This is a genomic window from Dakarella massiliensis, from assembly GCF_001182045.1.
Classification (GTDB): Bacteria; Pseudomonadota; Gammaproteobacteria; order Burkholderiales; family Burkholderiaceae_F; genus Mesosutterella; species Mesosutterella massiliensis.
In genome coordinates this window covers 516,501-530,814 of record NZ_CVTY01000007.1, presented here as the reverse complement: position 1 = coordinate 530,814, position 14,314 = coordinate 516,501, and the positions used below count along the sequence as shown (strand labels likewise).

At 52.4% G+C, this 14,314-nt stretch carries 10 protein-coding genes, 1 tRNA gene and 1 pseudogene; 8 read left to right on the top strand and 4 right to left on the bottom strand.

What is annotated here, in order from left to right; all coding sequences use genetic code 11:
* Positions 1–4: 4 nt before the first annotated feature.
* Complete coding sequence (locus BN1936_RS08715; RefSeq protein ID WP_022443332.1) at positions 5–1,621, top strand: gamma-glutamyltransferase family protein; 1,617 nt, start codon at positions 5–7, stop codon at positions 1,619–1,621.
* Here the strand turns inward: BN1936_RS08715 and BN1936_RS08710 are convergent.
* The 3 genes from BN1936_RS08710 to BN1936_RS08700 form a co-directional block, all read right to left on the bottom strand.
* Positions 1,608–2,186, bottom strand: coding sequence for a hypothetical protein (locus BN1936_RS08710; RefSeq protein ID WP_022443333.1), 579 nt, complete (start codon positions 2,184–2,186; stop codon positions 1,608–1,610). The two genes, BN1936_RS08715 and BN1936_RS08710, sit on opposite strands and share 14 nt — an antisense overlap.
* An 88-nt stretch (positions 2,187–2,274) precedes the next feature.
* Positions 2,275–2,823: a glycine zipper 2TM domain-containing protein gene (locus tag BN1936_RS08705; protein ID WP_022443334.1), complete on the bottom strand. Its 549-nt coding sequence runs from the start codon at positions 2,821–2,823 to the stop codon at positions 2,275–2,277.
* Positions 2,824–3,042: 219 nt separating this feature from the next.
* Entirely contained in the window at positions 3,043–3,429 is a 387-nt protein-coding gene (locus tag BN1936_RS08700; RefSeq protein WP_022443335.1) for a thioredoxin family protein, read from the bottom strand.
* Between the two features lie 165 nt (positions 3,430–3,594).
* Here BN1936_RS08700 and BN1936_RS08695 point away from each other — a divergent pair.
* The 6 genes and pseudogenes from BN1936_RS08695 to BN1936_RS11355 all read left to right on the top strand — a co-directional run bounded on the left by BN1936_RS08695 (position 3,595) and on the right by BN1936_RS11355 (position 11,806).
* Positions 3,595–3,670 (top strand) — tRNA-Gly (locus BN1936_RS08695).
* 305 nt (positions 3,671–3,975) lie between these two features.
* Positions 3,976–6,282 carry a polyphosphate kinase 1 gene (gene ppk1, locus BN1936_RS08690; protein WP_049687187.1) on the top strand — a complete coding sequence of 769 codons (2,307 nt, stop codon included), beginning with the start codon at positions 3,976–3,978 and terminating at the stop codon, positions 6,280–6,282.
* A 16-nt stretch (positions 6,283–6,298) separates the two neighbouring features.
* Positions 6,299–8,056 carry a Ppx/GppA phosphatase family protein gene (locus BN1936_RS08685; protein WP_082164546.1) on the top strand — a complete coding sequence of 586 codons (1,758 nt, stop codon included), beginning with the start codon at positions 6,299–6,301 and terminating at the stop codon, positions 8,054–8,056.
* A complete protein-coding gene (gene mobA, locus BN1936_RS08680; protein ID WP_049687185.1) occupies positions 8,053–8,670 on the top strand; it encodes a molybdenum cofactor guanylyltransferase MobA in 618 nt (205 codons plus the stop codon). Before BN1936_RS08685 ends, mobA begins: the two co-directional genes overlap by 4 nt.
* Positions 8,671–8,754: 84 nt before the next feature.
* The gene (locus BN1936_RS08675; protein WP_049687465.1) at positions 8,755–10,188 is read left to right on the top strand and encodes a glucose-6-phosphate isomerase; all 1,434 of its coding nucleotides are present in this window, start codon (positions 8,755–8,757) and stop codon (positions 10,186–10,188) included.
* Between the two features lie 271 nt (positions 10,189–10,459).
* Positions 10,460–11,806, top strand: a pseudogene (locus BN1936_RS11355) (rhamnan synthesis F family protein).
* A gap of 17 nt (positions 11,807–11,823) precedes the next feature.
* Here the strand turns inward: BN1936_RS11355 and BN1936_RS08655 are convergent.
* Positions 11,824–13,620 carry an IS1634 family transposase gene (locus BN1936_RS08655; RefSeq protein ID WP_148521168.1) on the bottom strand — a complete coding sequence of 599 codons (1,797 nt, stop codon included), beginning with the start codon at positions 13,618–13,620 and terminating at the stop codon, positions 11,824–11,826.
* A gap of 93 nt (positions 13,621–13,713) precedes the next feature.
* Here BN1936_RS08655 and BN1936_RS08650 point away from each other — a divergent pair, with 93 nt between their 5' ends.
* A complete protein-coding gene (locus BN1936_RS08650; RefSeq protein WP_049687182.1) occupies positions 13,714–14,283 on the top strand; it encodes a rhamnan synthesis F family protein in 570 nt (189 codons plus the stop codon).
* The last annotated feature ends 31 nt before the right edge of the window (positions 14,284–14,314 follow it).

Here is a 14,314-nt window from a genome sequence, read left to right as displayed (position 1 = left end):
AGAAATGATTGAATTTGATCCGCTTCATTATCCGTACGCGTCGACCCGCAATGTGGTCTATGCCAAAAACGGCATGTGCTGCGCCGGGAACCCGAGCGCGGCATCTGCCGGTCTGCAGACACTCCTGAAGGGAGGCAACGCGATTGATGCTGCGGTCGCGATGGCGCTGTCGCAGCCCGTGGTGGAGCCATCCGGTAACGGCCTCGGGTGCGAATGTTTCGCGATTGTCTGGTACAAGGGAAAGATGTATGGGATCAACGGGTCAGGCCCGGCTCCCAGAGCGGCGTCGATTGACGCTCTTAAAGCGCGCGGTTTCGATAAGATCCCGATGCTGGGAGTAGAACCGATTGATGTGCCGGGAGCGGTCGCAACGTGGTGCGCGCTGCATGAAAAATTCGGCGCTCTCGATCTTGAAACCGTGGCGGAGCCGGCCGCGCACTACGCTGAAAACGGCTATCCGGTGTCGCCTAACATCAGCCGCCTCTGGGATGACGCCTTTAAGCGCTTTGCGCCGCTCGCGAAGGATCGCCCTGAGTTTGAGGGCTGGATGAAGACTTTTGCTCCTCAGGGTCACCCGCTTCGCGCGGGAGAAATCTTCCGCAGCCAGGCCATGGCGGACACCATCCGGAGCATCGCGAAGACGAACGGCCGCTCTTTCTATACGGGTGAGATCGCGGAGCGGACGGATGCCTTTATGAAGGCTCATAACGGTTTCCTCACGGGCGAAGACCTCGCCGCTTACTCTCCGGAATGGGTAAATCCGATCTCGGTCAACTACCGCGGGGTGGATGTCTGGGAACTGCCGCCGAACGGACACGGCATTACGGTTCTTATGGCGCTTCAGATTCTGAAGGGCATGGAGCTTGGTGACCGTGAGGATCCGGCGACGATCCACCGCCAGATTGAGGCTCTGAAACTCGCCTTTACCGATACGAAGGAATATGTGGCGGAACCCTCCTTCATGCGGGTAACGCCTGAACAGCTGCTCTCGGAACGCTATGCGGCGGACCGCCGGGCCCTGATTGGTGAAGAAGCGATAGATCCTCAGGTGGGCGATCCCCGGTACAACTCGACCGTCTACTTCTGCGCGGCGGACGGCGAGGGAAACATGGTCTCGATGATTCAGAGCAATTTCTATGGATTTGGATCCGGAATTGTCGACCCGTCAACCGGGATTTCGTTTAATGACCGCGGTTTTAATTTCCGGTTTGATCCCGAGCACCCGAATGGGCTTGCCGGCATGAAGCGTCCGTATCACACCATTATTCCGGGTTTCCTCACTCAGAACGGTGAAGCCCTGGGTCCCTTCGGCATTATGGGCGGCTATATGCAGCCTCAGGCTCACGTGCAGTTCGTCATGAATATGGTTGACTGGGGGCTGAACCCGCAGCAGGCGCTCGACGCTCCGCGCTGGCAGTGGGTCGGCGGGAAGAAGGTTCAGGTTGAGCAGGATACGCCGAACCATATCGTGCGGCAGCTCCAGAGACGAGGACACGATGTCACTCTGATAGCAGATAAGGTGCTGATGGGACGCGGACAGGCCATTCTGAGGGACAGCCGGACAGGAGTCCTGGTGGGCGGCACTGAGAAACGGACGGATGGCCAGATTATGAGCTGGTAAATATCTGTGCCTGAAGTAAAAAAGAAGCTCCGGAATCAGGTATTCCGGAGCTTCTGTGTTTCTGACGCACTGCGTCAAGAACGGATAAAACGAAAAAAACTGTTCTAACGCCCGTAGTAATAATCGGAAGCTGTCTGACCCTGAGCCGCGGGGCTGCGTCTGCCGCCCGCCTTTCCGCGATATCGGCCTGATTCCGGCGAATGAGATCAATCTGCTCGGAAAGCGGCAGCTGGGGCGCGCGGGGCTTCAGGCTGTTCAGCACGCCGGATTCTGTCTTGATAATCGGGGTCGGCGGATAGGTCGTTGTTGTCGTAACCCGACCGTCCGTAACCGTGGCGGTCTGAGAATTCTGCGTGTCCGGAGGAACTTGGCTCACGGCAGTGGGCGGAGTGAATCCGCGGGGAGCGGTCACAGTCGTTGCCGTGTTCGGATTGTAGTCAGGAGGAACACCGGCAGAAGAAGCGGACGGCGGAACGTAGTCCGGGGGAACCGCGCCGGCAGCCGATGCCGCGCTGCTTGCGGCAAGACCAACTGTAAAGATCGCGAGAACCAGAGATTCTTTCATGCTTTTATCCTTCAGAAGCCCGGAAGTTCACTTAAAAGGTGAAACGGCGTCCCACGTGTGAGACGCCCAGGAAAACCAAGCCTCTGGCTTAGTGAGCGACAGACGTTGTCGCGGATCCGCAGCCGCCCGGATTGTTCGGCTGAATACGGGAGCCGCGGGCAGTTTCCTGAATCATCACAGCGGTTCCGAGCTGATACTCACAGGGATTGCCGACCTGAACCGAGGTAAACATCTGATTCCCGTCCCGGAAGGTGATCTGTACACCCTGCTGGTAATCGGTTTCGCCGGCCGCGAGGTTGGAGGCGCGGTTACCGAGAATGCCGCCCGCGATACCGCCGAAGATGCGGGCATCCTGACGGGAGCCCGGGCCATGGCCGAACTGATTGCCAAGAATCATGCCGGCTGCGGCGCCGGCAACGGTACCGGCGAGCTGGGCCGCAGAGTTCTTGGTTTCATTCGGGAGCGCGATGCGGGTCGTCTGAACCGACAGAATTTCAACGGTTTTCACAGCCTGAGCCTGGTTAAGGGAACCCGGACCGTAGACATCCGCGCGGTAGCGCGCGTTGTCGTTAGCGCAGCCGGAGAGGGCAAGAACGGCAGCGAGCGCAGCCGGAAGGGCAAGAAATCTGAGATTCATATGTATTCCTTCTGTGTGAACAGGCGGAGACCTCACAAAGCAAAGCTCCGCAGCGGGATCTGCAGCGTCAGGGCCGGATCCCTGCTTTATTTCTTTCATTCTAGCGGCGCCGATTGATGGCTGACTGCTAAGAAAAGGTATAAAAGGTTATCCGTTCGTTACAGATTGCTAGTAACGATTTATTCTACAGATTACCAGACCTTATTGAAAGGATACCACTCAGTACTTCTTAAGAACATTATTAAATGTGGCGCGGAGGTCAGATTCGGACAGATAGCCCGAATGAGCGTCAATAAATTTGCACTGCCGGTCAAAAAGGATCTGGGTCGGCACAGCGCTGATCTGCATGGCCTTCGAGATATCCGGATGCTCATCGATATCAATATGGACGAAGGAAATTTTCCCCTTGTACTCTTTTTCGACGGCTTTCCAGGCAGGTTTCATCATCTTGCAGGGTGTGCACCAGCTGGCTTCAAAGTCGACGATTGAGATCTTGCCCTTCGCGGGGCAGAAGGCTGCTGAATGATCAGGAACCGCTGCCCCGGCGGCGGCAGAAAAAAGCGCGATCAGGGCGGTGGAAACGGTGCAGAGAAGCCTGGAATTCATAGTGTCGAGCCTGCTTTGTAAAACTGAGTGAGTGGTGCGCCTATTGTAGTCTGACAGGCCGCCTCAGCAGGAAGGCCAATACAGACTGAATAGAATAGTTTATACCGTATTTTTGTGACGGCATTTGCTTTTTGTATAAGACTGTGTAAAATATATCCTCGTTCTGCGGGAGTAGCTCAGTTGGTAGAGCGCAACCTTGCCAAGGTTGAGGTCGCGAGTTCGAGACTCGTCTCCCGCTCCAGAATTCCTGATGTGACGATGAGAGGCCGGCTAATGATAGCTGGCCTTTTTCCGTTCTGGAATCCGGAAAATTTCTTTCCCGTTTCTTCCTCCGCCTGTTTCCTCTGATTTATCAATCGCTTTCCGATCGGTTTTTACCCCCTCCTGAAAGAGCCTATCCCCGCAACTTTGCGGGTTGTAATGCATTTGTCACTTTCTGGTGCTAAGGTTATCTTTACGGCTTCTTTTAGCCTATAAGAAGCTCCGAAAAATAGACAGATTCCCATAACGGCTTTTTGAGCTGAAGAGAGTCAGCGCGAGGGTCATATGCCAGTTTCCAAGAAAACTTCCGATCAGAATGCACCTGCTCAGGTTACTGAGTCCCCTGTTACAGCAGAGAAGAGTGCCAAGCCGGCAGCACGCCGTCCGCGCACCCGCCGAGCCGCGAAGCCTGCTGCAGCTGCCACATCCCGCCCGGTCAAGGCCGCCGCATCCCGCGCTGCGAAGACAGCCGCGTCAGCCCGCCCGAAGCGTGCCCAGCGCAAGGTAACTTCGCTCACTTCTCCTGCTCTCTATACGAACCGTGAGCTTTCCTGGCTCGACTTCAATAAGCGCGTTCTCGAAACCGCGATTGAGCCGAACCGCCCTCTGCTCGATCAGGTGAAGTTCCTCTCGATTTTCTATACGAATCTTGATGAATTTTTCATGGTCCGCGTGGCGAACATCTTTAAGCAGTACAAGACGGGTTCCGGTTCTTCCGGCCCTGACAAGATGACGCCCGCCCGTCAGCTGACGGAAATTCGCAAAAAGGCGCTGGCGCTTATTGATGTAGCGGCTGCTCACTGGACCGAGAAACTGCAGCCCGCCCTTGCCGAGGCAGGCGTCCGGGTCGCTTCTTATGATCAGCTGTCGCCTGATGCCCAGAGAACGCTTCTCGCGCGGTTCCAGACGGAGATTTATCCGATTCTCACGCCTCAGGCGATCGATCCGGGGCATCCTTTCCCGAGAATCTCGAATGTCTCTATCAACTTCCTGATCGAACTGCAGAGCCGCGACGGCACGCATCACTACGCACGTCTCCGCGTGCCGCATAACATTCCCCGTTTCTTCTTTGTGACGAGCGAGGGGGATGAGATGGAGACGGATGATCCGCTTGGAAACCGCCGAATCGATGTGGTGCCGACAGAAGAAATCATCGGCGAATTCCTCCCGTTGCTTTTCCCGGGCTACCAGGTGGTGAGCAAGGGCATGTTCCGCATCACCCGTAACACGGACGTGGAGATTGAAGAGGATGAGGCGGACGACCTGCTTGAGGCTGTGCGTGACTCCGTGACCCGCCGTCAGTGGGGCGGTGTGGTTCGCCTTGAAACCGAGCACGGTATGCCTTCGAACATCACGGAATTCATCATTCAGAAGATGAAGCTGAAGCCCTTCCAGGTTTACAGCGTCAAGGGTCCGATGGCCTTTGCGGGTTACATGGCTCTGAACGATCTGGATTATCCGAAGCTGAAGGACACGCCGTATTTCGCGAGCTTCAACCCGGATACTCAGCCGGTTGAGAAGCTCTTTGAAAACATCGCGAAGCGCGACATTCTGCTTTACCACCCCTACCAGACATTCACTTCAGTCGTGGATCTGGTGCAGCAGGCGGCCAAGGACCCCGCAGTGCTGGGTATCAAGATGACGCTTTACCGCGTGGGCAATAACTCCCCGATCGTGAAGGCGCTGATGGAAGCGCGTCAGCGCGGGAAGCAGGTTACCGCCGTGGTGGAACTGAAGGCCCGTTTCGACGAAGAGCGGAACATCAACTGGGCGGAAGAAATGGAGCGCCAGGGCGTGAACGTGGTTTACGGCTTCGTGGGGCTCAAAGTGCATGCCAAGCTCTGCCTCGTGATCCGTAAGGAAGCGAGCGGCATCCGCTCCTACGTTCATATCGGCACCGGCAACTACAACCCCGGCTCCGCGAAGAACTACACCGACCTTGGCCTTCTCACGTCTGCGCAGGATATCTGCTCCGATGTGACGGACCTCTTCAACGTGATGACCGGATACGCCGTCCGCGATAACTATCGCCGGCTCTTTGTTTCTCCGACCTGCATGCGAAGCGGAATCGAGCGCGCTATCCGCGCTGAGATTGAACGCCATAAGCGTGAGGGGAATGGCCGTATTGTGCTGAAGTGCAATCAGCTTGTTGACCCCGATATGATCCGGCTGCTTTATGAAGCCTCGATCGCGGGTGTCAAGGTGGACTGCCTCGTGCGCGGCATCTGCTGCCTTAAGACCGGCATCAAGGGGATTTCTGACAACATTACCGTGCGCGCGATTCTCGGCAAGTTCCTTGAGCATGCCCGCGTGTACTGGTTCGGACCTCTTGAAGATACTGAGAAGAGCTTATGCTACATGGGATCGGCTGACCTCATGGGCCGCAACCTCGATCGCCGTATCGAAGTGGTGACACCGGTGCTCGATGAAGCCCTGAAGGAGCGTATCGCGAACGAAGTGCTGAAGCTTCAGCTTGCGGATAACGCCCGTACCTGGAAGCTTGAGGGGGATGAGTATGTACGCATCCTTCCGGCTGAAGGCAAGCCTCTCGTTGATGCCCAGGCGCTGATGAGCGAAAAGTACGGGTCCTGAACAAAGGGAAAACAGTATGAAACCATCCTCCTATCTGGAGTTGCCGGACGCGGCTGATGCGTCCGAACAAGATTCACAGGTGCCTCTTCCTGAGGGGGCCCGGCGTGTTGCGGTGATTGACCTGGGAAGCAACTCGCTCAGGCTTCTGGTGAGTCAGGTCGGCGGAGATGGGAGGATTCAGGTTCTGAACTGCGTCAAGTCGATGGTTCGGCTTGGCGAAGGGGCGTTCGAAAATCAGGCGCTGCAGCCGCAGGCGATTGAGCGCACGGTTTCGGTACTGAAAACCTTTGCGAGAACGTGCCGCTCCTACGGCGTGAGCAAGGTGGTGGCGGTCGCTACGGCTTCTGTCCGCGAGGCGGAAAACGGAAAGGAATTCACTGAGCGGGTCAAGGCTGAGACCGGAATCGATTTCAGCGTGATTTCAGGGCCGGAAGAGGCCCGTCTGATCACGAAGGGCGTTGAGGCGTCCCTTCCCAGAGCCGACTATCCGCGTGCTTATATGGATATCGGAGGCGGCAGTACGGAGTTCTCCGTGTCGCGGGAAGGGGAGCTGCTCGCGGCTGAGTCACTTCGTGTTGGCTGTGTGCGGCTCGCGGATCTCTTTTTCAAAGATTTTCCCGATGCCGTGCCGAAGGCGAAGTTCCGTGAGGTCCAGGACTATGTCCGCGATAAGTCTGTAATGCCGTTTAAGCGGCTTCTGGCAAAGAAGCCCCGTGAGCTGATCGCGAGCTCCGGAACGGCCGGCGCGATCGCGAGTCTCGCCTTATCTATGCGTACCGCGGAGCAGACCTCAGTGTCGTCCGATATCACGGTTATCACGATTGATGAAGTCCGGGCTGTTGTTGATAAGATCTGCAGCTCGACAGCTGCCGAGCGCGCAGCGCTTCCCGGCATGAATCAGAAGCGTGTCGGCGTCATTATTCCGGGAGCCGCGATCTTCCTCACAGCGATGGAAGAACTCGGTTTCAATCAGATTTCGATTACGGATCGCGGACTCCGTGACGGGGTTCTCATCCAGTACCTCGAGACGGAGGGCCTGATTCCCGGGCGGGCGGTGGAGTCGAAGCAGCGAGGCCACGCTGTGAAGAGCCTTGCCAAGACTTTCCAGATTGACGTGCGCCACGCCAAACAGGTGTCCTTCTTGTCCCGCAGTCTGTTCTCACAGGCGCGGGAGCTGGGGCTCACTGATCTGCCTAAAGAGTGGGAGGCGCTGCTGGGATACGCTTCCTGGCTTCAGGAAACCGGCATCTCCATTTCCTATCTCAGGCAGCGTCAGCACAGCGCCTATATCGTCGCGGATTCCGATCTCCTCGGCTTTACGCAGCGTGAAACGCACCTCCTCGCGGCGATCATCTATAGCAGCAAGTATTACGGCAAATCGCATCCCTTTTTCATCCGTCTGTCAGATGATGACTGGAAAAAGGCGGCGCAGGCCGGCATTTTCCTTTGTCTGGCGGTAGGTCTGGATAAGAGCCATCGGTCGGCGGTTACCGGGGTTACGCTTCAGAGAAGCGAGAAAGGATTGACTGTCCGGGTCGAATCCGATTCTCCAAGCCCGATTGAACGGGACTGCCTCGAGCGGATGGCGAAAAGCATCGCTAAGGCGCTTAATTCCCCGATTGAGATTCTGTGGACTGATCCGATTGGCGGTGAAGTGAAGGATGGTGTTCCGGAAACGGCGATCAAGGCCTGGAGACGGAAGAAAGCCAATAGAAAAAAGAAGTCCAAACTTAAGAAAGCCAAAAATAAGCTGAAGAAGCACCACAAGAAATGATGCGGATTGGATTGATTCTTGCGGGAGGCCGCGCCACACGGCTGGGCGGGGCTGATAAGGGGCTTGTTCCTTTTCAGGGAGAGCCGCTGGCACTTCGCGCCTATCGGCGGCTTTCACCTCAGATCGACAGGATTCTGGTGAGTGCCAATCGGTCATTTGACGAATACCGGAAGGTCCTTCCTCCAGATACAGAGCTTATACCGGACCGTACAGATTCTTTTCCTGGCCCTCTGGCAGGGCTGGAAGCCGCGATCGCAGGGCTCCCTGAGAAGTCCCGGAATGAAACCTGGGTTTTCACCGTTCCCTGTGACTGCCCTTTTTTCCCGTCTGATCTCGCTGAGAAACTTATTTCCGCAGCAGACGCTGCCGGATCCCGTGCCGCGATTGCAGAGGCGGATGGGGCGCTTCAGCCCACGTTTGCCTGTGTCAGGGCAGACCTCTTTCCTGAGCTTGAGGCCTACAACGTTGCCGGCAATCATCGGGTTCGGCAATGGTTCAAGGAAATCGGAGCTGCGACGGCTGTTTTTCCCGATATTTCTGCCTTTGATAACTGCAATACATTTGAAGAAATAAAGCAGGCTGAACAATTAGCTTTTTCTCTATCGGACAGGTAGGCTTATTTAGGTGAAAACCATATGCCAACCCGGTACAATGGCCGTTATGTGATTCATATTGATGAAACTGTTCAGAGAAAAAGAATGAATAGCCCAAGAAAATTTGCTCAGCCGCTCCTTCCGTTTCTTCGTGACGGGGACGGAGTCACTGCTTTTGAAGCGTGCGGACTGCGGGTGGACTTCAGCCGCCAGAGACTGACGCAGGATGATCTCGCCAGACTGGTTGATTTTGCAAATGGTCTTGGCCTGATGGAAGCCCATCACGCTATGGTTCAGGGCGAAATCGTGAACAAGTCTGAGAACCGGGCAGCTCTTCACACATCCCTTCGCTCTCAGGATCCGGCGTCGCCTCATTTTGATGAGGTCAAAGAGGCGCGGGATCGGGCCTATGCTTTCGCGGAATCCGTGAGATCCGGCAAATGGACAGGATGCCGCGGAGACACGATCACAGATGTCATCAATATTGGTATCGGCGGCTCTGAGGTCGGACCTCGCGCTGTCTATCACGCTCTGATGGGGCTGCCGCAGCCAATCAAGGTTCATTTCCTGTCAGGTGTTGACGGGGTCCAGCTGGACCGGATTCTTTATGGTCTTGATCCCTTCCGCACGCTCGTCGTTGTATCGAGCAAGAGTTTCCACACCCGGGAGACACTGGTCAACGCGTCTGTCGTTGATGAGTGGCTTGCGGCTGCTGGAATTACCGGAAGCTCCCGTGATCACCACGTTATTGCGGTCTCCGCTAATCCTGATGCGTATAAGGATCTTCGGATTCCGGAGGAAAACTTATATCCGCTCTGGGATTGGGTTGGTGGCCGGTTTTCTGTGTGGGGCTGTATCGGAATCCCCGATATGATTGCTCTTGGCACTGATGTTTTTGATCAGTTCCTGTCGGGTGCCTATGAGATGGATCGCTATGTCTACGATGCACCGGTGGCCGAAAACATTTCCGCACTGCTCGCCCTGATTGCTTTTTGGAACGCCACGAGACTCAATATCACGCTTCAGTGTGTGCTGCCGTATGACGAGAGACTGAGAATCTTTGTTTCCTGGGAGCAGCAGCTTGAGATGGAGAGTCTCGGGAAGACTACCCAGGCGGACGGTACTGTGATTGTTGGCAATACGGGACAGGCTGTCTGGGGCGGTCACGGTGATGAGTCACAGCATTCTTTCTATCAGTGGCTGCGTGAAGGGACCGGAAGAACGAGCATTGACCTGATTTCCTGCGAGAAGCCGGGGCATAGCCATGAAGAACTGCATCGCGTCATGATCGCGAATGCCAGAGCTCAGGCGGAAGCCCTTGTTACCCGTGACCCTTCTATGCCGTGGTTTAACGGTGTCACGACGATCAGCATCAGTGACCTCACGCCTAAGACGCTGGGAGCGCTGATGGCGATGTATGAACATAAGATCACAATGCTTGGAACGCTTTTTGGTCTCAATCCGTTTGATCAGCCGGGTGTTGAGTTTGGGAAGAAACTGTCGCGGGAGGCCGAGAACAGACTGAGAGAAGATGCCTGAGTGACATCAGATATTTAATTCATCTGAGAACCGCCGCGTCAAACGGCGGTTTTTTAATATCCATTCAGTGTAAAGATAAACATTCAGCCGATTAAATTTTGGTGAATAATAAAATAAAAAAATATTATTAATCAAATATTTGCAGTATTAAGTTTTTTTCTTCAGATTAGTGACCTGAGTCATCTGCAGTAAAATCTCTTCACCAGTCTGTGAATCCAGTTTTTATTTGTCATCGACAAGTCCGAAAACTGGAAACCTCTTAGAGCCTGTTATGAAACGATTAGCCTTTTATACCTTTTGGGAAAAAAATGGAATTGTCAGAAAATATGTTCTGACGTATCTGAAGGGACTTCAGGAGGTTGCTGACAGGATTATTGTTATCGCCAATGGAAATTTGTCCTCGGAAGGAAAAAAGGCGCTTGAGCGTCTTGGCGTAGATGTTTTGCAGCGTGAAAATCGAGGAATTGATTTTGGCGCATGGAAGGCAGCTTTCGATCATCTTGGGTGGAGTGAGGTCTGACGGTTCGATGAGCTGATTCTGACAAACTGCAGCTGCTATGGCCCAGTGTATCCGTTCTCAGAAAGTTTCCAAAAAATGGAGGGCAATCCCTGTGATTTCTGGGGACTGACTCGTCAGGTGGAGATCAAAAAATCCCAGCTTCTGCCTGATAAGCCGGACTCGTATATCCGAGAGCATATCCAGTCTTTCTTTATCGTTCTGAGGCGTCCTGTTATCGAATCCGAGGGATTCGAAAAATATTGGAAAAACCTTCACTACTACGATAAGTTTTTGGAAGAAGTCTATTGGCATGAGACTCAATTCACAGCTTATCTTGAGTCTCTTGGTTTTAGCTGGGACACAGTTTATAAACCTGAAGGAATAATGAATCCTTCGTATTATCAGGCTTACGATTATATTAACTGCCGATACCCCTTGGTAAAAAGAAAACTATTCAGCTCATCACCTGAAGTCTGGACTGAAGTTACAGGCGGAGAAATACCTCGGCTTGTGATGGAAAAACTGGATAAACTGGGATATCCTGTGAGCGAAATATATGAAGACCTGCTGGGCACCACGCAGCTAAGTGTCTTGAACAGTAATATTCATTTTAATCAGACGATCCCAGATGATAGATCCGAAAATATTGACAAACTACTGGAATCAAAGAAAATAGCAGCCATTTTCTTTGCATACTATGAAGACTCTGTTGATAAATATATTCCCTATATCCTGAATCTTCCATCTAAAACCCATATCTGCCTGATTTCTACTAAAAAAGAGACGTTAGAAGCATACCGAAAAGCATTCAGCACTTACGATCTTGATATTGAATACCGGATCAAGATTAACAAGGGACGGGATTTTGCGGCTTATTGCATAGCTGCCCGGGATATTTTTGATCAATACGACTATATCTGCTGTGTTAAGGATAAGAAATCTCCTCAATTAAGGCAGATTGTAGGGGACTCATTCGATCGGTTGTGCTGGAACGGAGTTTTGTTTTCTAAAGATTACGTCAATAACTGCATCAGTCTCCTCTCCCGCGAACAATCGCTAGGGATGATCTTTTCTCCTCCTCCGAATTTTGGTCCATTTACGGTGGTAGGTGATGCCTGAACTCCCGTGACATAGTTCTATATTGACTTAAACGTCATGGGAGGTTTAGGCAGGTTTAAAAGCTCAAGCATGTCTTGGGCTTTTTTCGTCAGAGGCTCCACAACCCATGTAGCTCTCGTTGGTGCCCTCACCGCTCTGATCCTCTTCAATGCGGCCAGTAACTTTTCCACCGAGTTATCGGGGAGTTTTAATTCCTGAGTTTCTCTTTTTTTAGCCTGCACTGTTATAGCCATCCTCAGAGACTGAGCGATTATGTGTACCATCAATTTGCCCATGTAAGAGGTTTGGGTTGCCTGCAGTCGGTCTCCTCCGTTAAGGACTTTAAACTGTCGGAAAGCCACCTCAACGATATTCCTGCGCCTGTAAATTCTTAGAGCCTCGATCGGATCTTCGAGCCAGTCGCTGCGGATAACAAAGCAGCCGGCAGTGCGTTCCCAGAGTCTGAGAGCCTCGAGGTTTTTCTCCCATATTTTCCTTTCCTTGCCGTCTTGCTCTTCTTTGCACTCAGTTATGAAGCGGGCAGCGAAGTTCCAGTCATCTCGATCTACGACTTTTCCATCGCGTTTTTTATCTAAGACCTTATCTATTTTCTTTAGTAGCTGCTTCTGCTGAGAGAGCGCAATTTCCGGGAACCGATACAGATGCACGAAGCAGTCACGATTTACTGAGCCGGCCTCTGTGTTTTGCTTCCAGTCTTCTTTTATGGTTCGGCAATAAACTTCATACTCACTGTTGTAAAAAGCGAGGTCGCAAAGTGCTTCACGGAACTTTGTAAATTTATCTTTTAAACCCTTTTCCACGATAGGAACGCCGGCGACGAAGCTGACATCGGTATTAAAAAGATTCTGAAGATTCATTAGGGAAGAGTAACCCCGGTCGGTCACCAGGACTGTCTCGTCAAGATCAAAGCCGTAGCTTTTCATCTGAGCCAGGATGGATTTGTAGACCGACTTATCGGTTATCGAGCCTTCGTCTTCTCTGGCATAGCAGACGTCTCCGTTCAAGAAATCCACGGCAAGCGTAAGGTTTATCTGTTTGAGTTCAGGATTCTGTTTGGCGTGCCCGTAAGCCGCATCCTCGATTGTCATAGAGAAGGTACTTATTGCCGTGGAGTCCAGCGCCATATACATCTTTTGCAGAGTTGAAGGCGGCATGGCCGAGCCCTGCTTCTGAGCCTTTTGTTTTATTTCCTCAAGCCATTTCTGATAATTCTGCTTGGATCGGTCAAATCGTAAACGGAAATAATTAACCATGTCCTCATGGTCGACTTGAGCAAGCAGTTCGCTGATGCGCTGAGAGCTTAAAGGAGCGCTTACAGGAAGCCAGTTGTCGGGAAGCCAGTCTTCATAGCCGTTCATGGCGCCCCCGTCTAAGAGCTGATAGACGGCCAAAGCCAGAAGGCCGGTTCCTAATTGTTTTCCGAACGCCGCCTGCAGGTTTTGCAGAATTCGGTTCTTGGAGGCGAACTGCCAAAGGGCCCAGGTGGCAGCGTAAGAAAGGTTGTTTGAAGCCCATGACTGCTCGCGCTGTTGAACTTCTTCTGCAGCATCCTGCTCGGATCTTTCAACGAGGGTACGATTTTCAAAGTAAAGCGTCTTGCCTTCATACTCAGGATGATTGGATAAGTACTTTTTGCCCAGTCTAAGTCTTCCGGTTGCTTCATTGAGCGTGCCGACATAAATCCTTTTGGCAATTCTTGACTGTTTCTTCACCGGATCCCACTCATTTCTATAGCCATAAACATAGGTGGAATCTCCTTTTCTGAAGGTGGAGAAACGGAAATGGTTGTCTGGTAGAGTTCTTGGTCGAGCCATAATAGTCTTTATCAATATTTATAGACTATAATATCAAGAATTACCCTTAATGTCAATCTCAACTATTTAAATTTACTAGGAATTTTTTCCAGAATGAAAAAATCCCGGAGCTATGTTCCGGGAGTTTGGGGTGATGAAATCGGGCCGAATTTATCTGCGTTTGAAAAACTTTGGGAGAAGCTTGGTATTGATGTTCCTGTTGAAAAAGGGCTGGTGATCGCTCCTTTCGGATCCGTTTTCTGGATCAAAAAAGAAGCATCTAGGACAATACTCTCGCGTCCCTGGACGTATGACGAGATGCCGGAAGAACCTCTTGCCCCGGACGGTACATTGCTGCATGGGATTGAGCGGATCTGGGCTTATGCTGCACAAAATGATGGATACTATCCGGTGATAGCGATCCCATCTTCTCTGAGTGATGTTTATTATGGGAATACTTTCCTGAGATTAAGAAATTTGAACGCTTGTCTTTTCAAGCGCTATGACACCCATAATTATCAGAGCATGCTGAAAATAGTTGGCCCATCCGATAAGCAAAAGAATATCCGCCAAATTTCAGTTCCAAAACTCATTAAGTATTGCGTTTTTGCAAAGTGTCTTTCAGGGAAAAGGAAAGAACATTACTGCAAAAAGCTGCAGGTCTATCTTAAGAAATTTATGTAGCAGCAATCAGGTTTCGGATACTAGAAAGGGA

Bases quoted from the DNA above. Each gene is read 5' to 3' on its own strand.
- BN1936_RS08715 (WP_022443332.1), top strand. From the start codon at position 5: ATGATTGAATTTGATCCGCTTCATTATCCGTACGCGTCGACCCGCAAT.
- BN1936_RS08710 (WP_022443333.1), bottom strand. From the start codon at position 2,186: ATGAAAGAATCTCTGGTTCTCGCGATCTTTACAGTTGGTCTTGCCGCA.
- BN1936_RS08705 (WP_022443334.1), bottom strand. From the start codon at position 2,823: ATGAATCTCAGATTTCTTGCCCTTCCGGCTGCGCTCGCTGCCGTTCTT.
- BN1936_RS08700 (WP_022443335.1), bottom strand. From the start codon at position 3,429: ATGAATTCCAGGCTTCTCTGCACCGTTTCCACCGCCCTGATCGCGCTT.
- ppk1 (WP_049687187.1), top strand. From the start codon at position 3,976: ATGCCAGTTTCCAAGAAAACTTCCGATCAGAATGCACCTGCTCAGGTT.
- BN1936_RS08685 (WP_082164546.1), top strand. From the start codon at position 6,299: ATGAAACCATCCTCCTATCTGGAGTTGCCGGACGCGGCTGATGCGTCC.
- mobA (WP_049687185.1), top strand. From the start codon at position 8,053: ATGATGCGGATTGGATTGATTCTTGCGGGAGGCCGCGCCACACGGCTG.
- BN1936_RS08675 (WP_049687465.1), top strand. From the start codon at position 8,755: ATGAATAGCCCAAGAAAATTTGCTCAGCCGCTCCTTCCGTTTCTTCGT.
- BN1936_RS08655 (WP_148521168.1), bottom strand. From the start codon at position 13,620: ATGGCTCGACCAAGAACTCTACCAGACAACCATTTCCGTTTCTCCACC.
- BN1936_RS08650 (WP_049687182.1), top strand. From the start codon at position 13,714: ATGAAAAAATCCCGGAGCTATGTTCCGGGAGTTTGGGGTGATGAAATC.